The organism is Pectobacterium sp. 1950-15, from assembly GCF_037136835.1.
Taxonomy (GTDB): domain Bacteria; phylum Pseudomonadota; class Gammaproteobacteria; order Enterobacterales; family Enterobacteriaceae; genus Pectobacterium.
Genome location: NZ_JBBBQR010000008.1, coordinates 156,104 through 176,445 on the forward strand (window position 1 = coordinate 156,104; position 20,342 = coordinate 176,445).

General features: G+C 54.9%; 16 protein-coding genes. 11 read left to right on the forward strand and 5 right to left on the reverse strand.

Going from position 1 to position 20,342, the window contains the following annotated elements; translation table 11 throughout:
* The first annotated feature begins 61 nt into the window (after window positions 1–61).
* The 9 genes from WCT94_RS11300 to envZ all read left to right on the forward strand — a co-directional run bounded on the left by WCT94_RS11300 (window position 62) and on the right by envZ (window position 11,257).
* Window positions 62–2,257, forward strand: coding sequence for a TonB-dependent receptor (locus WCT94_RS11300; RefSeq protein WP_336869640.1), 2,196 nt, complete (start codon window positions 62–64; stop codon window positions 2,255–2,257).
* A gap of 41 nt (window positions 2,258–2,298) precedes the next feature.
* Window positions 2,299–3,702: a Y4yA family PLP-dependent enzyme gene (locus WCT94_RS11305; protein WP_336869641.1), complete on the forward strand. Its 1,404-nt coding sequence runs from the start codon at window positions 2,299–2,301 to the stop codon at window positions 3,700–3,702.
* A gap of 13 nt (window positions 3,703–3,715) precedes the next feature.
* Window positions 3,716–4,732, forward strand: a complete 1,017-nt coding sequence (locus WCT94_RS11310) for a PLP-dependent cysteine synthase family protein (protein WP_015842000.1) — start codon at window positions 3,716–3,718, stop codon at window positions 4,730–4,732.
* 10 nt (window positions 4,733–4,742) lie between these two features.
* A complete protein-coding gene (locus tag WCT94_RS11315) occupies window positions 4,743–5,900 on the forward strand; it encodes an NAD/NADP-dependent octopine/nopaline dehydrogenase family protein (RefSeq protein ID WP_336869642.1) in 1,158 nt (385 codons plus the stop codon).
* Window positions 5,901–5,937: 37 nt separating this feature from the next.
* On the forward strand, window positions 5,938–7,188 hold the full coding sequence (locus tag WCT94_RS11320) for an MFS transporter (protein WP_336869643.1): 1,251 nt from the start codon (window positions 5,938–5,940) through the stop codon (window positions 7,186–7,188).
* Window positions 7,181–8,341 (forward strand): ABC transporter substrate-binding protein, encoded by a 1,161-nt coding sequence (locus WCT94_RS11325; RefSeq protein WP_336869644.1) that lies wholly within the window; start codon window positions 7,181–7,183, stop codon window positions 8,339–8,341. The genes WCT94_RS11320 and WCT94_RS11325 overlap by 8 nt, the downstream gene beginning before the upstream one ends.
* A gap of 62 nt (window positions 8,342–8,403) precedes the next feature.
* The gene (locus WCT94_RS11330; RefSeq protein ID WP_015841996.1) at window positions 8,404–8,814 is read left to right on the forward strand and encodes a ParB N-terminal domain-containing protein; all 411 of its coding nucleotides are present in this window, start codon (window positions 8,404–8,406) and stop codon (window positions 8,812–8,814) included.
* Window positions 8,815–9,179: 365 nt separating this feature from the next.
* Window positions 9,180–9,899, forward strand: a complete 720-nt coding sequence (gene ompR, locus WCT94_RS11335; protein WP_005969424.1) for an osmolarity response regulator transcription factor OmpR — start codon at window positions 9,180–9,182, stop codon at window positions 9,897–9,899.
* Window positions 9,896–11,257, forward strand: a complete 1,362-nt coding sequence (gene envZ / locus WCT94_RS11340; RefSeq protein ID WP_336869645.1) for a two-component system sensor histidine kinase EnvZ — start codon at window positions 9,896–9,898, stop codon at window positions 11,255–11,257. Before ompR ends, envZ begins: the two co-directional genes overlap by 4 nt.
* A 196-nt stretch (window positions 11,258–11,453) precedes the next feature.
* Here envZ and pckA read toward each other — a convergent pair whose 3' ends face one another.
* From pckA to WCT94_RS11365, 5 genes are all read right to left on the reverse strand, one after another.
* Window positions 11,454–13,073, reverse strand: coding sequence for a phosphoenolpyruvate carboxykinase (ATP) (pckA, locus tag WCT94_RS11345; protein ID WP_336869646.1), 1,620 nt, complete (start codon window positions 13,071–13,073; stop codon window positions 11,454–11,456).
* A 197-nt stretch (window positions 13,074–13,270) separates the two neighbouring features.
* Window positions 13,271–14,140 (reverse strand): Hsp33 family molecular chaperone HslO, encoded by an 870-nt coding sequence (gene hslO, locus WCT94_RS11350; protein ID WP_336869647.1) that lies wholly within the window; start codon window positions 14,138–14,140, stop codon window positions 13,271–13,273.
* Window positions 14,141–14,240: 100 nt separating this feature from the next.
* Window positions 14,241–14,651, reverse strand: a complete 411-nt coding sequence (hslR, locus tag WCT94_RS11355; RefSeq protein ID WP_336869648.1) for a ribosome-associated heat shock protein Hsp15 — start codon at window positions 14,649–14,651, stop codon at window positions 14,241–14,243.
* 12 nt (window positions 14,652–14,663) lie between these two features.
* On the reverse strand, window positions 14,664–15,350 hold the full coding sequence (gene yrfG, locus WCT94_RS11360; protein WP_336869649.1) for a GMP/IMP nucleotidase: 687 nt from the start codon (window positions 15,348–15,350) through the stop codon (window positions 14,664–14,666).
* Between the two features lie 127 nt (window positions 15,351–15,477).
* Window positions 15,478–17,625, reverse strand: coding sequence for an intracellular growth attenuator family protein (locus WCT94_RS11365; protein ID WP_336869650.1), 2,148 nt, complete (start codon window positions 17,623–17,625; stop codon window positions 15,478–15,480).
* A 436-nt stretch (window positions 17,626–18,061) separates the two neighbouring features.
* On the opposite strand from WCT94_RS11365, the gene nudE reads away from it, so the two are divergent.
* Together nudE and WCT94_RS11375 are read left to right on the forward strand one after the other, a co-directional pair.
* Window positions 18,062–18,619 (forward strand): ADP compounds hydrolase NudE, encoded by a 558-nt coding sequence (nudE, locus tag WCT94_RS11370; RefSeq protein WP_319849944.1) that lies wholly within the window; start codon window positions 18,062–18,064, stop codon window positions 18,617–18,619.
* A 231-nt stretch (window positions 18,620–18,850) separates the two neighbouring features.
* Window positions 18,851–20,275 carry a DUF1593 domain-containing protein gene (locus WCT94_RS11375; protein WP_336869651.1) on the forward strand — a complete coding sequence of 475 codons (1,425 nt, stop codon included), beginning with the start codon at window positions 18,851–18,853 and terminating at the stop codon, window positions 20,273–20,275.
* Window positions 20,276–20,342 lie beyond the last annotated feature (67 nt).

A 20,342-nucleotide genomic window follows, 5' to 3' on the forward strand; every position in this document is an offset into this window, starting at 1 on the left:
CAGGCTGAAAAAACGGGAGCATCTTTTTTCAATCCTCATTTTGAGATGGATAACTTAGTTGATGAACGCCAGGAAGAACTTCACTCCACCTACCGGGAAAACGCGTTTTCCTATCCCCTCCGCGTTGGCCATCGCCGTAACGGCTGTGCTAAGCGGCATCGTGATACCCGCGCAGGCTGCAACGGGCGAGCGCGATGATTCCACTATCGTGGTGGAAGCCAAAAATGCGGAAGCCGTACAGGGGCTGGTGGCGGGCGGCATGTCGGCGCGGTCGTCCAGTACCGGGCTGCTGGGCAAAAAGGACGTGATGGATACGCCGTTTAACGTCAGCAACATGACCTCATCGTTTATTGAAAATAAACAGGCGCAGACGCTGGGGCAGGTGGTCGCGCATGACGCATCGGTGCGGGTGAGCAGTTCTCAGGGCGGTCTGCTGGACTCCTACTATATTCGCGGTTTTCCACTCAATGAAGGAAATCTGAGCGACATCGCCATGAACGGCGTCTACGGCGTCGCCCCTAACTATCAGCTGATGACCGACTACATCGAGCGGGTGGAAGTGCTGAAAGGACCATCAGCGCTGTTGTACGGGCTGTCGCCTAATAGCAGCGTGGGCGGCGTGATTAACGCCGTCACCAAACGCCCGACCACCGTCGGCAATCTGACCCGCCTCACCACCAGCTGGCAGTCTGATTCCCAACTTACGCAGCATGCGGATATTTCCCGCGTCTATGCACTCGACAATAACAATCTACTCGGTGTGCGTTTTAACGGGAATTACGGCTACGGCGACACGGTGTGGGATGGTAGCGACAAACGTACACAGGTTGGCGCGCTTGGGCTGGATTTCTCGTCAGAACGTTTCCGTGCCACGTTGGATCTCATCACGCAGCACCTGAAAACCCGTGCGCCATCGCGACCTTATTCGTTCGCGGCGGGAGTGACCGTACCTGACGCGCCGGATGGCAACACCAATATTTCCCAGCCGTGGGGCTTCTGGCACTCCAAAGATCAGTCGGTGCTGCTGCATACCGAATACGATCTGGCGGATAACGTTACCTGGTTTACCGATTTGGGTGGTTCCAGCGCACACGTGAGCCGACTGTCGGAGCAGGTGCCGCAGGTCACGAATAATAATGGCGATGTGAGTTCCGCCGTGGGGAATTATCGCTTTACTACCAGTCGCTACACGCTGGCGACGGGGGTTCGCGCGGATGTGGAAACGGGCTCGGTGACGCACAAGCTGTCGGCACAGACCAGCTACTATCGCGATCGTCAGGCGACCGGTATCGGCAACGGAACAGCAATTACCTCAAATATTTACAATCCGGTTTCTTCACCTGCACAGAATGTCGCTGCTCCGCCAAGCGTGTATAAACGTTCTTCCACCGCGCTGTCAGGTATCGCACTGGCGGATACGCTCGGCTTCTGGAACGATGCGTTGCAAGTGACGGGCGGGCTGCGTTATCAACAGATCAAGTCGGATAACTTTGTTCCTGGTAATAGCGCACCATCATCGTCCTACGACAAAAATGCGATCACGCCGATGGTCGGTGTGGTAGTGAAACCCTGGCAGCACGTCTCGCTCTACGCCAACTACATTGAGGGGCTGAGCAAAGGAGATATTGCGCCTGCGAATGCGAGCAATCCGGGTCAGGTGCTTGCGCCGTATAAGAGCAAGCAGTACGAGGCCGGGGTGAAAGTGGACGCGCTGGGGACGATCTCCACGCTGAGCGTCTTCCAGATCACTAAGCCGAGCGGCGCGCTGGTTAACGGGGCGGGGAGTGAGTTCGTTACCGCTAACGAACAGCGCAATCGGGGTATCGAGCTGGATGTCGTCGGTTCACCGCTGGAAGACCTGCGTCTGACCGGTGGCGTGATGCTGCTGGATGCCGAGTTGACCAAAAGCGTGACGCTGGGTGCACAGGGCAAGCGTGCGCCGGGTACGTCGCGTTTTCAGGCGAACGCCGGCGTGGAGTATGACCTGCCGTTCCTGCGCGATCTGACGCTGAACGCCAACGTCACCCATAACGGGAAGCAGAACGTCAACACCATCAATACCCAATCCATTCCTTCCTGGACCACCGTTGATTTCGGCGCGCGTTACAAGACGCGAATCTACAACGCGCCCACCACGTTCCGCGCGGATGTCCTTAACGCCTTTGACCGCAATTACTGGTCTGGCGTGACGTCGTTCAGCACGGTATCGCAAGGCACGCCGCGGACGCTGATGTTGTCCGTCGCGGTTGATTTCTAAGGATAGGCATTTTTCAGAAACCGAACGTTAAGGAGATAGCGATGAGCAACCTGTTTAGCTTTGCCGCAGTGTCTTCCCCCGCTGTCGCACAGGCCCACTGGCCTGAGAGACTGACGCCTTATCTGGATAGTGAGATTGAGCGGTTTCTTTTCAACTCGCCGCAAAGGTTGTCATGGCTGGTTGAGCAGTATGGGTCGCCGCTGAATATTGTCTGGCCGCACACGGTAGCCAACAATATCGCGGCATTGCGAACGGTGTTGCAGCGCCACGATGTGGACTGCCGTCTGTACTACGGCGCGAAGGTGAATAAATCACCGGGGCTGGTACAGGCGGCGGTTAACGCGGGCGTCGGCGTGGATGTTTCCAGTTTACAGGAGCTGAAAGATGCCCTGCGGGCTGGCTGCGACGGCGCGCGACTGTGCGCCACCGGCCCAGCGAAAACGCGCGAGTTCCTGACGGCGCTGGTTCATCACCGCGCTCTTATCGTGCTGGATTCACCGGAAGAGTTCGACGAGGTGCTCGCGCTGGCGGATTTACTAGGCGTGACGGAGCCCGTGCGGGTTCTGCTGCGCTATCGCCCGTCGTTCGCGCAGGCCAGTCGGTTTGGCATGCTGGCCGATGAGGTTGCAATCTGTCTGGAGGCGTTGAGCACCAGACAGGCTGTGCTTCATCTGGAAGGCTTCCATTTCCATCTCGGCGGCTATGATCCCGATACCCGCGTGGCGGCATTTGCTGAGGTACTGCCATTACTGGAGCGGGCGCGCGCAAAGGGATTGCAGCCCGCGATTATTGATATCGGCGGAGGATTGCCGATTCAATATCTTTCGGCTTCACGCTATCAGGATTATTTAGCGAAGCAGAATGCGGCAGATTATCGCCACGGTCAGGTGCCGACCTCGTTTTACCCGTATGGCGGCGAGCATTCGGCAGCGGATTATCTTGAGGCATTTCTGTCAGCCTCAATCGGGGATACCCGTGTGGCAGACGTGCTCAGACAGCACGGCCTGATTCTGGCGATTGAGCCGGGACGTAGCCTGGCCGACCAAAGTGCGATTACCGTGTTTCGCGTCACACGCACGCGCCGCCAGCCGGATGGCAACCACGTCGTGTTTGTGGAAGGCAGTAGTTTTAGCGCGTGTGAAACCTGGTTTAACTCTGAGTTTTTGATTGATCCTCTGCATGTTTTTTCCGTCAAAAAAGACACCCCTCCGACGCCGGGCAAAGCCTGGATCGCCGGGCACAGCTGTCTGGACGACGATGTCATTACGAACCGATTGATTCATTTTCGAACCGTGCCGCAGCCAGGCGATTTACTGATTTACGCGAATACGGCGGGATACCAGATGGACCTGCTGGAGAACGCGTTTCATCGACATCCGCTGCCTGCACGCTTGTGTGCGTTCAAAGGTAAGAAAGGTGAGCTGATTTTTTCCAGTGATAACTGAATGGAGCAGAACCATGATCCTGAATAAAGTAACTGATTTGATTGGTAATACCCCCGTTATACAAATTCCGGTTCCCTATGGGGATACGCGTTTGTTTTTAAAAGTGGAGAAGAACAATCCCGGCGGCAGCATGAAGGATCGCATGGCGCGCAACATGATTGTCGCCGGGCTGAAGTCAGGCAAAATTCGCCCCGGCGGCACTATCGTCGAGTCGTCGTCGGGTAATACCGGTATCGGGCTGGCGCTGGCGTCGATCGAATATGGCCTGCGCTTTATCGCCGTGGTCGATCACCACGCGGCACAGGACAAAATTGCCATCATGCGTGCGCTCGGTGCGGAAATTCGCTACGTCTCCGGCGATTACGGTGAAGATGAAGTGGCGGTGGTGGAACGCCAGCGTATGGCGGCACAGCTGGCGCAGGAAATACCCGGCGCGGTGTTTATGAACCAATCGGACAACGCGGCGAATGCGGGTGGCTATGCTGATTTTGTGCGTGAGCTGTTCAGTCAGATTGGCAAGATCGACGCGTTTGTCGGCTGTGTGGGCACTGGCGGATCGATGACCGGTATTTCACACGGCCTGAAAGTCCATAACCCGGATATTACGACCATTGCCGTTGAACCGGTGGGTTCTATTGTCTTCGGCCACCCCGGCAAACCTTACTACCAGTCTGGCACCGGTACGCCCGCCGGAGATACCGTCGGGCTGGTGCTGGATTACAGCTGCATCGACTGTGGCGAGCAGGTTTCGGATGCGCAGGCGTTTGAAACCGCACGCTATATCGCGCGCCATTACGGCCTGCTGGTCGGCGGCTCGACGGGCGGGGTGATCTATAAAGCGCTGGAGCTGATCTATCAGGATCGCATCGGCGGCAACGTTGTGCTGGCGATTGCCGATGGCGGTGAAAAATACCTGCATACGGTGTTTAACGAAGAGTGGCTGGCGGCGCGTAATCTGACGGATAGCGGCGTATGGCACGATCTGGATCGCTGGCTGGGCAACGCGATTTCTCTGGAGCAGGCAAGCTAAGGAGTCAAGGATGACCGAAGCGCTAAGCGGGCAGCCGCTTAACGTGGTGATTTGCGGGGCCGGTAAGACCGGCCATCTCACCACGGTACTGTTTAAGCAACTGCCGGACGTCAGGGTGACGCTGTTGGGCAGCCATCCGCGCTTGCCGGAAGCCTATCAGCAGCACGGTAAACGGCTACACGCATTGCTGCCAGATGGCGAGACGCTGACAGCCACGCCGGACTGTGTGACCTGCGATCCGGCGGAAGCTTGCCGCGATGCGGATGTCGTTATCATCACCGTTCCCGCTAACTTCCGCGCCGATCTTCTGGCGCGGATTGTTCCTCATCTACCCGCCAACAAACCGGTTTACGTTGGCGCCATCCCCGGTTTTTGCGGCTTTGACTGGCTGGCCGAACGTGAGCTGGCCGCTCGTCCGAACGCGGTGATTTGGGGCATGAAGGACGTTGCGCACATTGCGTTTGATTTGCTGCCGGGTCAGTCGATCAAAATGGGCGGCGAAAAGGCCACGCTGTATGTCGCCACGCATCGGCGTGAAACGGCTGCGAGCCAGCAGGCGCTGATGGCGCTGTTGCAACGGCTCTATTCTGCGCCAGTGGTGCTGTTACCGGATTATCTGGAGATCACGCTGACGCCGGGTAACCCGATTATGCACAGTGCGGTGATTTATGGCCTGATTGGTCCCTATGGACAGTGGCACGCCCGACCGCTCTCACAGCCGCTGTGCTGGTGGAATCATTGCCCGGAACTCGGTGCCTATTATCTGGAACGTATGGACGAGGAGAACCAGCAACTGTGTGCGGCACTGGAGACGCGGCTTGGCGTGCGGCTGGATTCAGTGTTGCCGCTCAAGCAGGAGATTATCGATGCCTATGGCGATCAGATTGCCGATGCGCACACGATGCTCTCTGTGCTGCGCAGCAATCAGGCTTACCACGGCATCGGTCTGCCGCTGCGAAAAGATGGCGCGGGCGGGTATGTGTTTGATACACAGCATCGGGTGTTTCAGGAGGATATCGCTTACGGCCTGAGCCTATTGGTGACCATCGCGGAGAATCTGGCCGTTAGCGTGCCGTACATTGAGGAAGTCTACCGGTGGTGCAGCGATTATATGGGCACTTCCACGCAGGATCGTCCCGACTATTTCCCGCTACAGTGGCTGAAATGAGACGGGGTGACGTCGTGAAAGCAGAAGGAATTGACACATGCGCTTGAGTGGGCAGGTGGCGTTCATCATCCACTTTATGTTTGTCGTACAGCTGGTGGCGATGGGGGCGATGGAGATGAGTGGGCCGTTTTGGCCGCTGCATCTGGAAAGTATGTCGTCCGGTGCGGAACTGAGTATCGCGGGGATTGCCGTGTACATCGGGCCGATGCTGGGCATTATGCTGACCAGCGCCTTCTGGGGACGAATGGGCGATCGGCTGGGCAATAAAGCCATGATGATCCGCGCGCTGTTCGGGCTGGCGTTAACCCAGCTCGGGCTGGCGTGGGCCAATGACATCTGGACGATCGTCGCGCTGCGTTTTATTCAGGGTGCCTGTGCGGGGTATATCGCGCCCGCGCAGGCCTACGGCGTCGCGGTCGTCAGTCCGTTACAGCGTACACGGCTGTTCGCCTGGCTTCAGGTGTCTACCAACGTGGGATCGCTGCTGGGGGCGATTGTCGGCGGGCTGATCCTCGACTACCTGAACTTCTTCTGGATCAACCTGAGCGCCGCGATCCTGTGTGCGCTGTGCGGCATTACCGTGGCGCTGTTCCTGCCGCATGTCGCCCCCGATGTCCCTGCGGTTCTGCCTGCGGATGCACAGGAGAAAAGCACACCGCGCAGTCGGCTTTGGGCGCTGTCGCCGATTTCCGGCCTGCTGCTGATTTCCGGCCTGTTGCTGGCCAGCCGGATGATTCCGCAAACGCCGTTTTCTCTCTATATGGACGGCTTCTTTCAGGTGGATAAGTGGGTTATCGGCCTGTGCTATGGCTTGCAGGCGACCGGTGTGATTGTCTCTGCATCGCTGTGGGCGCGCTATTTTGAAAACCTCTCGCTATCCCAGACGCTGAGCCGCCTGTGTGTGGTTATGCTGGCCTGCGCCATCGTGACGTTGACGGCCGCGACGATCCTGAATATCGCGATTTTCATCCCGCTTTATTTCCTGTGGGGCGTGCTGTTGGGGGCGACGACGCCGGTTCTGATGGCGCTGATTTCCCGCGCGGCGGGGGCGGGGCAGCAGGGTTACATACTCGGTGTGGCGCAAAGCGTCAGCCAGTTTGCCTCGATTCTGGGCATTGCTTTGGGCGGAGTGGTGCTCTACTCCCCCGGACTACGTTCGCTGTTCTTCTGCGTTGGCGCCGCGTATCTGGTGACCTTCCTGGTCTCGCTGATGCTGCTACGACGTCTGCGGAGACAGGCGGAAAAACATGACTCTCTCTCGACGAAGGGAAATATCGAAAATGTGTAATCGTTGGACGCGGCAATATTGCCGTCGGTTATTGCTGAGTGCGCTGTTGATGGTCGGTCTGTCGCCGCTGGTGGCGCAGGCCGAGCAAACCGCGCAAACCTCAACGCTTATTAAGGATGTGCTGGGGCGTGAGGTGAGGGTCAACACGCCGGTGCAGCGCGTCATGTTGGGGGAAGGGCGTCAGCTTTATCTGGTCGCGATGCTCGACAAGGAAGATCCGGCGAAAAGGATTGTCGCCTGGCGGCGCGATCTGATTCAGTCCGATCCGGCAACGTGGCACCAGTATCGCGATCGTTTCCCTCAACTGGCGAAAATTCCGACGTTCGACGGCACGGAGAAAGGAACGTTTGACGTGGAGCAGGCGGTATCGCTGAAGCCGGACGTCATCATTATGAATATTGAGGCGCAGCGGGCGATTGTCGATGCCGGCTATGACCGGATACTGGATAGCGTCGGCATTCCGATTGTGTATGTCGATTTCCGCTATCACCCGCTGGAAAACACCGCGCCGACCCTGCGTCTGTTCGGCAAGTTGTTTCATCAGGAAGCGCGCGCCGAGGCGTTTCTCGCGTTCCGTGAGGCGCAGCTAAAACGTGTTTCCGACGTGCTGGCGGCGAAAAAGCCGCGTTTACCGCGTGTGTTCATTGAGCGGCTGGGGGGCTACACCGATGAATGCTGCCTGACCTTCGGCCCGGATAACTTCGGTAAGTTTGTGCAACTGGCCGGTGGCGATAACGTTGCAGCGAAAAATGCGCCGAGCACTTTTATGCAGATGCACCCTGAACAGGTGATTGTGGAAAATCCGGAAGTGGTGGTGATCACCAGCGGCAACTTTGAAGCCTTCGTGCCCGGCGGACGCTGGATTGGGCTGGGGCCGGGGCAGGATGTGGTTGAAGGGCGCAAGCGGCTTGAATGGTTTTTGGGACGGCCTGCGTATACCAACACCCTCGCGAAGCAGAAACGCGCGTTCCATGCCATCTGGCATCAGTTTTATAACGGGCCCTATGATTTCATCGCGATTCAGCAATTGGCTGAGTGGTTTCACCCCGATCTATTCCGCGATCTCAACGCGGATGACACTTTCCGCCAGCTTCATCAGCAATTTTTACCGGTTGACTACCAGCCGGGCTATTTCGTCAGTCTTGCGCCGTAAATGAGAGGCAGCTCCGGCATTGCGTCGGAGCTGCGCGTAACCGTTACGTCAGGAGGTGGATAATGTTTGAAGGTATGACCTACCAGATCGCTCTTACGCCCGTGCAGTTCCTGCTTCCCTCTGAAAATGTTGATATGTCTAACGTGGAGTGTCTGATGGAGGACATTTGTCGCTGTGGCTGCTGGACGACGCCGGTGCCTATCGAGAAAGAAACCGGAATTATTATGGACGGCAATCATCGGCTACGTGCGGCCACCGAGCTGGGATTGAAGCACATCCCCTGTGCGCTGCTCGATTATGAGGATCCTCGCGTGTCCGTTTATCACTGGAAGACCGGACAACCTTTTTGCAAGAATCTGATTATGCAGACCATTGTGACGGAAAAAGGTCTGTTTCCCTACAAGACCACGCGTCATCTTTTCCAACCTGCGCTGCCGTCGGTGAGCGTGGTGCTGGATGAACTGATGCGCTAATTACGGCGATGCGTTAATCACTTTGCGTTGCCACTCTGGATCCGGGTGGCAACGTCCTCTCTTTTCTCTCTTTCTCCTGCTTTTGCCGCTACCGTGCCTTTTTATTGTCGGCGGCGTTACTATAATCTTCGTAAACGACAATTTTCATCACCCACAGCCTTCATAAATGACGCTCTTCGTGAGCGGAAACCACCGTAAATCGCCGATTATTTTATGACTGACGGCAAAGGAAATGATTGATTACACGAATTTTAATATGCTTTGTAACAATTTTGCCTAGAATGTATACCAGAAACGACTGTCAGTAATTCGTGTGTTTCTGAACAATAGCAGCGTCGGCGCTATTACGCCTTTGGAGAAAGAGAATGCAAGAAAACTATAAAATTCTGGTTGTAGATGACGACATGCGGTTGCGTGCGCTATTGGAGCGTTATCTGACTGAGCAGGGTTTTCAGGTACGTAGCGTAGCCAATGCTGAACAGATGGACCGTTTACTGACCCGTGAATCCTTTCACCTCATGGTGCTGGACCTGATGCTGCCGGGCGAAGATGGTCTGTCCATCTGCCGTCGCTTGCGTAGCCAGAGTAACCCTATGCCGATCATTATGGTGACGGCGAAAGGGGAAGAAGTCGATCGTATCGTTGGGCTGGAAATCGGCGCGGACGATTATATTCCTAAACCTTTCAACCCGCGTGAACTGCTGGCTCGCATCCGTGCGGTGCTGCGTCGTCAGGCGAATGAACTGCCGGGCGCGCCGTCGCAGGAAGAAGCCATTATCGCGTTTGGCAAATTCAAGCTGAATCTGGGTACGCGCGAAATGTTCCGTGATGATGAACCGATGCCGTTGACCAGCGGTGAGTTTGCCGTGCTGAAGGCGCTGGTGAGCCATCCGCGTGAACCGCTGTCCCGCGATAAGCTGATGAATCTGGCCCGTGGCCGTGAATACAGTGCGATGGAGCGTTCCATCGACGTACAAATTTCTCGTCTGCGCCGCATGGTAGAAGAGGATCCGGCGCACCCACGCTATATCCAGACCGTGTGGGGTCTTGGCTACGTGTTTGTCCCGGACGGCAGTAAGGCATGATGCAATGGCGCTTTTCTCCGCGCAGCTCATTTGCACGGACGTTGCTACTGATTGTCACGTTGTTGTTTGTCAGTTTGGTCACCACCTATCTGGTGGTGCTCAACTTCGCTATTCTGCCGAGTTTGCAGCAGTTCAATAAGGTGCTGGCATACGAAGTAAGAATGCTGATGACGGACAGTCTGCAACTGGAAGATGGCTCCACGCTTGAGGTGCCGCCTGCGTTCCGGCGTGAGATTTACCGCGAATTGGGTATATCGCTATACACCAATGCGGCGGCGGAGGAAAGCGGCCTGCGGTGGGCTCAGCACTACAAGTTTCTGAGTGACCAGATGGCGCAACAGCTGGGCGGCCCGACGGATGTGCGGGTTGAGGTCAGCAAAAATACGCCGGTGGTGTGGCTGAAAACCTGGCTGTCACCGGATATCTGGGTGCGCGTTCCCCTCACTGAAATTCATCAGGGCGATTTCTCGCCGCTCTTCCGCTATACGCTGGCGATAATGCTGCTGGTGATTGGCGGCGCCTGGCTATTTATCCGGGTGCAGAACCGGCCCTTGGTTGAACTGGAGCATGCGGCATTGCAGGTCGGTAAAGGCATTATTCCGCCGCCGCTGCGGGAATATGGCGCTTCCGAAGTGCGTTCCGTGACTCGCGCCTTTAACCAGATGGCCTCCGGCGTGAAGCTGCTGGCCGATGACCGCACGCTGTTAATGGCGGGCGTGAGCCATGACCTGCGTACGCCGCTGACGCGAATTCGTCTGGCGACCGAAATGATGGGTAAGGAAGATGACTATCTGGCGGAGTCGATCAATAAGGACATTGAAGAGTGTAATGCGATTATTGAGCAGTTCCTCGACTACCTGCGTACCGGTCAGGAAATGCAGACGGAAGTGGCCGATCTGAATGCCATCATGGGTGAAGTGGTGGCATCGGAGAGCGGCTATGAACGCCAGATCGACAGCGAGTTTGCTACCGGCGAGCTGCTGGTGTGCATCAGTTCACTTTCGATAAAACGTGCGGCGCTGAATCTGGTGGTGAATGCGGCGCGTTACGGTAACGGCTGGATAAAAGTCAGTACCGGACGTGAGCTACAGCGCGTCTGGTTTCAGGTCGAGGATGATGGAAAAGGCATTGCGCCCGATCAGTTGAAGCATCTGTTCCAGCCGTTTGTTCGCGGCGACAGCGCGCGAACCACCAGCGGTACCGGGCTGGGGCTGGCGATTGTGCAGCGTATTATTGATGCGCACAATGGCGTGCTGGATGTTGGATGCAGCGAACGCGGTGGGCTCTGCGTCCGCGCGTATCTGCCGCTGCTCTCGGAAGTTGCGGTAGCGGATAACGGTGCTGCAAAAGAGTCGTAAGCCTAATGCCGATCGTTTAAGAACCGAGATACACGGAGCTACCACGGGGCGAGGTGTCCCTGCGGGAACCTCATCCCCGTGTTTCTCCTAAAATGAGGCTTAGGCTACCAGCGTTAGTCATAAGCCTCTTTTTAAGTCCTAAAATAGCAAAAGGCGCGGAATCCGCGCCTTTTCTCTTTGTGTTTCTCGTTAATGCTTAGCGCTTCGGCCCTGCTTTCACCAGCGCGGCACCTGCCGGTGCATCGGTGTATTTATCGAAATTGGTGATAAAGCGCTGTGCCAGATCGTCCGCTTTTTCCTGCCACTGTTCGACGCTCGCGTAGGTATCACGCGGGTCGAGAATGTCAGGATTAACGCCGGGCAGCGACGTCGGGATCGCCAAATCGAAGACCGGCAACGTCTGCATTTCTGCATCATCAATGCTGCCGTTCAGAATGGCGTCAATAATCCCGCGCGTATCTTTAATGGAGATACGTTTACCGCTGCCGTTCCAGCCAGTGTTCACCAGATAGGCCTGTGCGCCCGCTGCCTTCATGCGTTTTACCAGCACTTCAGCGTACTGCGTTGGGTGCAGCATCAGGAATGCCGCGCCGAAGCAGGCGGAGAAGGTTGGCGTCGGCTCCGTCACGCCGCGTTCGGTTCCCGCCAGTTTGGCGGTGAAGCCGGACAAGAAGTGATACTGCGTTTGATCGGACGTCAGGCGAGAAACCGGAGGTAACACGCCGAATGCGTCAGCCGTCAGGAAGATCACTTTCGTCGCATGCCCGGCTTTGGAGACCGGTTTAACGATATTCTGAATGTGATAAATCGGGTAAGAGACGCGGGTGTTCTCGGTTTTGGAACCGTCGTTGAAGTCCACTGCTCCGTCTGCCAGTACCGTGACGTTCTCCAGCAGCGCATCACGTTTGATCGCACCATAGATATCTGGTTCTGCTTCTTTGGATAGCTTGATGGTTTTGGCATAGCAGCCGCCTTCAAAATTGAAGACGCCGTCGTCGTCCCAGCCGTGTTCGTCATCGCCAATCAACTGGCGTTTCGGATCGGTGGACAGCGTGGTTTTGCCCGTACCAGACAGACCAAAGAAGACCGCGACATCGCCTTTTTCGCCGACGTTTGCCGAACAGTGCATGGAGGCGATACCTTTCAGCGGCAGCAGGTAGTTCATGATGGAGAACATCCCTTTCTTCATTTCGCCGCCGTACCAGGTGCCGCCGATCAGCTGGATGCGCTCTGTCAGGTTGAATGCGACAAAGTTCTCGGAGTTCAGTCCCTGTTCCTGCCAGTTCGGGTTGGTGCATTTCGCGCCGTTCATCACGATGAAGTCTGGCTCAAAACCTTCCAGTTCTTCATCGCTTGGGCGAATAAACATGTTTTTGACGAAATGCGCCTGCCACGCCACTTCCGTGACGAAACGTACGCTGAGGCGGCTGTCTGGATTCGCGCCGCAGAAGGCATCGATGATGAACAGGCGCTTGCCGGAAAGCTGTGTGGTAACGAGCTGCTTCAGGTGCGTCCAGGTTTCCTGACTCAGTGGGTGGTTATCGTTCTTACCTTTACCCTGATCGGACCACCACACGGTGTCGCGGGTTACATCATCGCGCACGATGTATTTGTCTTTCGGGGAACGGCCGGTAAAGATGCCAGTATCGACGGCTACCGCACCCAGTTGGGTTTCGATGCCGCGTTCATAGCCTTGTAGGGTAGGAGAGAGTTCTTCTTCAAAAAGCAGTTCATAGCTGGGATTGTAGACAATATCGCGGACATCGTGGATTCCATAAGCCGTCAGGGCTTGCGGGGTAATACCGTTGATCTGCATGTTGCTACTCCTCAAGTTATAGTCGTACTACTAAACATTGTAGGGAGTGAGCTTATTTTAACCGCGATAGCAATCATAAAATTAAATAAATTCATTAATAACTTTGCTTATTTAGGGTGTTTGAAAAATAATCACGGTGGTTTATAGATGGGAAAATAAGCAAAATAAAACGGGTACTTCCGTACCCGTTAAAACGATTAATGCAACAGATTTCCTGATGAATCGTGCCGTATGGCGCGGATGTCCAGCGAATTAAACAGGTAGTGCGTACCGCAATAATCACAGTGCATATCGATTTCGCCATCTTGTTCGATCATCTCATTCACTTCCTGATCGGACAGCGTCATTAATGCATCGGCACAACGATCGCGCGAGCAGTGGCAGCGGAATTCGACATCTTGCGGTTCGTACACCGTGACCTCTTCCTGATGGTAAAGGCGGTACAGGACTTCGGTGGCAGGCAGGGAAAACAGCTCTTCGGCTTTAACCGTGGTGGTGAGCTGCGCCAGATGATCAAAATCATCACGATCGGCATCCTGTGCAGGCAAGACCTGAAGCAGCATGCCGGCGGCCGCCTGCTTGCCTTCGTGCTGTCCGGTACGGATAAACAGCCGCGTCGGCAACTGTTCGGACTGCTGGAAATAGCTTTCCAGACATTCAGCAACGGTTTCACCTTCTAAACCAACAACGCCCTGATAGCGCTCACCTTCCGTTGGCGTAATGGTAATCACCAGATAGCCATTGCCGACCATCTCTTTCAGCGAACTCCCTGGCGCGATATCCCCTTGCAGGCGGGCAACGCCGCGCATTTGCTGCTGATGATTGCCGTTAATCACCGCCAGTTTCAGTGGGCCATCGCCCTGAAGCTGAACGGTAATATCGCCGCTGAATTTCAGCGTGGCCGTCAACAGGCTGGTGGCAACCAGCATTTCACCCAGCAGCGTTTGCACCGCAGGTGGGTAGTCGTGGTTAGTCAAAATACGTTGATACGTCTCGTTAACGGTTACCAGTTCACCACGAACGGCATAATTTTCAAACAGATAACGATATAGTTGGTCGTGAGCCATAATGTTTTCTCGTCTTGGTACGGCGATGAGTGATGCGGCGATCGCTGAGTCTTCTCTCTATTGTCATCAGTTTGATGACCAGCAAATGAAGGGCGGAGCGTTATTCCTGATCGCTGTATTTAAATTTAATCAGATCGCGGCGCTCTTTTTTATCAGGACGGCGATCGGGGTGTGGCATCGTTAGCGCATTCATTTTCCGCGCCAGCGCCAGCTTTTCTCGTTTCTCAATGCTTGCAGCCGTTTCCTGATACAGCGCCTGTGCTTCTGCCGCACTTCTGCGCTGGCCGCTAACGGCCAAAATGATCACGGTGCGTTCATCATTGCCCTGACGCAGTTTCACCTCGGCATTCAGTTCGACCTGTTTGCTCGGCTTACCGCGTTGCCCGTTATAGTGGACTTTGCCGCCGTCGATCATCTCGCGGGCGATAGCCCGGGTCTTATAGAAACGGGCGGCCCAGAGCCATTTATCCAGACGAACGGCGTCGTCGGCCTGCTCGGTAGCTTTCACCATCAATCCCCCTGATTACCCTACGTTAACGGAGTGACGCAGAGCGGGTAGCAGCGCAAGATAGTCGTTCATTGACGGATGTTGCAGGAATACCTTTTCCTGCTCGCCGGAATCCGGATTACGCACGCCCAGACAGTAATGGATGCCGAAGGTTTTCGCGGCATCCAGAATCGGCTCGCTGTCATCCACGAATAATGTTCTGGCAGGGTCGAAGCCGGTTTGCTGCTGGACGGCCTGCCACAAGCGCTGATTCTCTTTCGGATACCCATAAGTATGGGTGGAAAGCAATAAATCAAGGTGCTGATCCAGCCCGGTATGTTCGATTTTTACCGCCAGACTGTGTGGATGAGCGTTGGTCAGCAGAATCGTCTCTTTACCGCACTCGCGCAGCGCCGTTAAAAATGGCGTGGTGTCATCGCGCAAGCGGGCACGTGTGCCGATATCCGTCGTCATTTGATAGATATCCAGATCGAGACGTTCTGACCAGTAATCGAAGCAATACCAGTTTAGCGTGTGCTGAACCGCCTGATACTCGTGCTTGATAAGTTGGTGTGCCTGCTCAAGGCTGATATGGCGCTTTTCACTGAGCGACTGTGGCACCAGTTGAAGCCAGAAATAACTGTCAAACGCCAGATCGAGCAGCGTGCCATCCATATCCAGTATCACGGTGTCGATGTCGTGCCAGTTAACGTGGGGATTCATAACGACTCCAGATATCGCGCCGTGCTATAGGGAGGGTGAAGCAGGCGACGCGCAGTGCAATTGTGACAATAGTGATGGGAAACCGATGCTGCTAGGTTAGCACAACCACGGAACGGGCACGACGCCGTTAGCGGGGGAGTAAGGGACGATTGTCCGGGAACGCATTCGTCATCATGTTGAATCGAGAAGCGTAATAGTGCTGAATGTCGGCCACGCGTTTCTGGCTTTTACGCATTTTAATGCCGGTAAGAACCGCATTAACGATAAACGTTGCAGAAAACAGCAGTAGCAGCAGGCAACTGCCGAGGTAGCGCCAGACGGTAATGACGTCGGGCTCGCTGTGCAGGCTGATATGCTGCGTCCCGTTGGCATCGGTGCTGAGTTGGGTGATCACGCCTGTGGCATTAAACGGCGTATGTAACAGCATCGCGGAAAGCCGCTGGAGCTCCTGCCACTGATCCGATGGACGATACTCATTGAGCGGCATCGGAGGGAGCGGGTGGTTCACGAATTGCCGTCCTTCGTCGCTGCGAATCAGGAATCCACCCGGCGGTGGGCTGTTCAGCGAGTCTGCCGCATTATTGATTTCCTGATAAAAGAATTGATCGGTAGAGCTGTTGACCAAGGCTTCCAGCGTTTCTGCGCTGACGGCGGGCAGCACCACATTCATGCCTTTCAGCGTGCCGGAGTTGGCGTCTTTGACCAGCGTATTCCAGTTTTTAACGTCGCTCAGATTCACCAGCGCATTTTTCAGACGGGAGCAATCGTTTTCCTGTTTACATAAATCTTGTGTTCTCAGGACAACATCAGCGAAGTTTTTCATCAGGATCAGCCCTGATTTTTGGATCGTGGACGCTAGCTGAGAGTTGACCTGACCTTCTTTTTCCGCCTGCGGATGGAGCTGACTGTTGACGGATTTCAGCAGGGCAGAGGCTTTTTCAATCGTCTCGGATTCCGGTAAGGGCAATGGCGCGGCTTGATTCCAGTAAATGGCGGAACAGTCGAACGGGCTGAACGCGTAGGGCGATGGCGCAGAGACGGGACGAATACCTGCAGGCACATAGCACATACCACTGCCACGCACTGCCAGCGTATCGCCAATGCGGAGCTGGGCGTTTTCCAGATCGCTGACCTGCGTGACTTGAATGCGCTGTGCGCCCTGAAGCCAGGCCAGGCTGAGCTTTAGCGGCAGCTCAAGTTGCACGTTAGTGACGAGTAAAATCAGGCTGAGCAGTGAACCAACTGACAGCAGCAGATTTCGGCCCCAGCGCTGTAGCGGGAAATTTTTCACTTCATCATGCAGCGAAAGGTGTTCCCCCTGACGGATGACCTGTCGATTGAGGTAGATATCGACATCCGTTTTTCTGCCCAGATCTTGCGTGATGTAGGGTTGCCAGTGAGGCGGATAAATCAGATCGATATTACCGAGCGAGATATTGCCGAGTGGCCCCTGATTGGATTCGCCAAACAGGCCCAACCCTTGCGGTGTGCCGTGAAGGCAGTGTACGTCCCGCAATTCCTGAGCGGACGGCGAGCGGAAAAGCTGCCATAAGCTCCAGCCTGCTAATAAGGATGCGGTACCGATCAGCCAGGGGAGCAGGGCGATAGGGCTATTCAGGCTGATGAACAAGAGCAGAAAAGACACGCTGAGCACCGCCGTTTCCTTCAAGCCCCCGGAGTGATGCATGGCGTGTTCTTCACGTGTTTCCTTACGGATCGTGACTAACTCGGCATGCTCACTGCCTTCCTGACGGATAGAGGCATTTGTGACAGGAATTTCGCTTGGTAGCGGTGCCAGCGGCCTGGCATCAAGGCACTCGGTTAGCGAATGCCCATTCAGGGAAATAACCAGCGGGATCGAGCGCGTCTTTATCAGTTCGACGGTGTTGTTTTCAGTAATGAACTGCTCCCAACTGGGCGGCAGATGGATCTCTTGTGTGTCGATGTAGTAGCGCCACTTATTCTGAGCATCGGTGCTCAGGCCGTAACGTGTAATCGTATGGGTGATGGGGTAAACCCGATTACTTTGCAGGGAACGCGGCAGTTTCGGCTGTGCATTCGGGGTATCAAGCGGCGTGGTTTGCTGGCTGTTTTCCTGAGCCAGATAACGCTCAACGGCGATCCGTTCATCTTCAGTTAGCCGCCGGGGAAGCGATTGAGAAACGGGTAATGGCGGAGTGGATAAGAAACGACGGCGCATACGGTAGCCGACAAGGCCTCCGATCGCGATCAGACAGGCAAGCAATATCGCCAATAAGGTAAATATTGTGCTCATGTCATCTCCCTTCCAAAACGCGAGGCTCCTTGTTTTCGTCGGAGTTTAACAAAATTATACAATCGATGATAACCCGTATGGCATTGTTTTCTTAGATTAATAACGTAATTGTGAATGGAATTAATCGCATAAGGTGATGATAGTAACAAGCAAAAAATGCCTCTTGAATGAGGATATTCCTATTTTTCTTACGTTATTGACTTTTAGCGGCGATTTCTCATACAGGATGTATCCTGCATGTTGCTCACACGTAAATTCATCGTCACGATAGTTGCAGCGAAGGCGACTGTTAACGCACAATGTGAACAGAATCAAAAAAGAATATTTACGATCTCTTCTTATCCAACAGCATGCCATATTCAGGTTGCACTAAGCGCAGTCTCTCATGCGTGTTGGGCTAAGATGCCGTTCTGGTCGTAACGCTCTGGGGGCATCAATGAGTCATAACCTGCAAAAACCTAAAATCCTCAAGGTAGAAACGGTAGCGCGTTCGCGCCTGTTTAATGTGGAATCCGTCGATCTTGAATTTAGCAACGGGGTACGCCGGGTTTATGAACGGATGCGTTCAAGCGGCCGACAGGCGGTGATGGTTGTCCCGGTCATTGATGATGAACTGGTGTTGATCCGTGAATACGCCGTCGGCATTGAGGAGTACGAATTAGGTTTCCCCAAAGGGCTGATCGATCCCGGTGAAACGGTCTTTGAAGCCGCTAATCGCGAGCTGATGGAAGAAATCGGCTTTGGGGCGGAACAGTTGGAGTTACTGGCGACGTTAACCATGGCGCCTTCCTATTTTTCCAGCCAGATGAATATTGTGGTGGCGCGCGGGTTGTATCCGCAAAGCCTGGAAGGGGATGAGCCAGAGCCCATGCCGCAAGTTCGCTGGCCAGTGGATAACATGATGTCGCTGCTGCAAGAGCCTGATTTCCGTGAAGCGCGTAATGTCAGTGCGCTGTTTCTGGCTCACGATTGGCTGCGTCGTACACCCCGCTAATTTTCTGTGACATAACGGAAAGCGCACGTCTTTTCCGGTGATATCGGTCACACATCCCTTTTTAGCTCGTTGTCGTGACAGGGGCGGGCGTCTATAACGTCTGCACAGGGCGTGACTGATGAATGAAGGCGAACCTGCCGTGGATAGCAAAACCCGCTATTCACGGCAGGTTTTTTTGTTTTTCAGCCCTGATAAATGTGTAAAACAACACCGACGAAAGAGGGACAAAAGATGAACATACCTAAGGGGATCATACGTGCGCCGTTGATGTTACTGGCGTTGGTAAGCACGCTGTTATGTCCTGTGCTGGGTCAGGCGACGGAAACCGTGCCGGAGAAAACCCGAATACTTATTCTGACGGACATTGGTAATGAACCTGATGACTCGCAGTCTTTGGTTCGCTTCCTGCTCTACAGTAACGAATTCGATGTCGAAGGGATTGTGGCAACCACCTCAACCTGGCTGAGGGATAAGGTCAATCCAGAGATGATTATGCAGCGTCTTGATGCTTACGAGCAGGTGTTGCCTAACCTGCGTCAGCATGCGTCCGGCTATCCGTCTGCGGAGGCATTGCGTCAGGTTGTCAGATCTGGCCGTGCCGGATTTGGCATGGACGTCGTGGGTGATAATAAAGCGACGGAAGCGTCCAGGTTGATTATTCAGGCGGTGGACAAACAGGACGCCCGCCCTCTGTGGATTACGGTATGGGGCGGGGCGGTAGATTTAGCGCAGGCTCTCCATGACGTACGTGCCACTCGCACACCGGAGCAGGTAGCAGCATTTGTCAGTAAGATTCGCGTGTACGCGATCTCCGATCAGGATAATACCGGTGCCTGGATTCGCGCTAATTTCCCGACGCTGCGCTACATCACCAGTATCCATGCCTGGAATGATTATTTCCTCTCGACCTGGATTGGCATGTCCTCATCGTTTGCCGAAGGTAGCGACATGAGTCAGGTGAATAACGAATGGCTGAGCAAACATATCCGCAGCAAAGGCCCGCTCGGTGCGGTCTACCCTGCGATTGAATATACGATGGAAGGGGACACGCCTTCATTCCTCTATCTGATTCAAAACGGGCTTGGCGATCCAGAACATACGGAATACGGCAGTTGGGGAGGACGCTACGCGGCCATCGTACCGGGCGACACCAGCGGGCTACGCGTCAGCACCTCCGATCAGGTTATGAGTCATAACGGCAAAATGTACCGTACCGCATCGGCTACGATCTGGCGCTGGCGTGACGCCTTCCAGAATGATTTTGCTGCCCGTATGGACTGGACGCTGACGAAGGACAGTAAAAAGGCTAACCATAACCCTGACCTTGTGCTGAATGGTCAGAGCGGGCGTTCTATTGTGACTTTTAGCGTTAAGGCGGGAGAAACCGTGACGCTGTCCGCCGATGGTTCTCACGATCGCGATGGCGATAAAGTGAATTATACCTGGTGGCAATATAAGGAGCCCACGGCTACCGCGATAGGAGTGCATTTTGCGCCAGAAGTGAAGTTGGCCAACGCATCAGGGATGCAAACGCAGTTTGTTGCACCTGACGTTAAAACGCCGACGCCTTTCCATATCATCTTGCAGGCGAAAGATGAGGGAACGCCGAACCTGTTCTCCTATCGTCGGGCGATTGTCACCGTGATGCCGAAGTGATGTGGTTTGGAAAGTGAGGAATTGAACGCCGATAGCCCCGGCCTACAGGGCACTGTGCTGAGTGTGC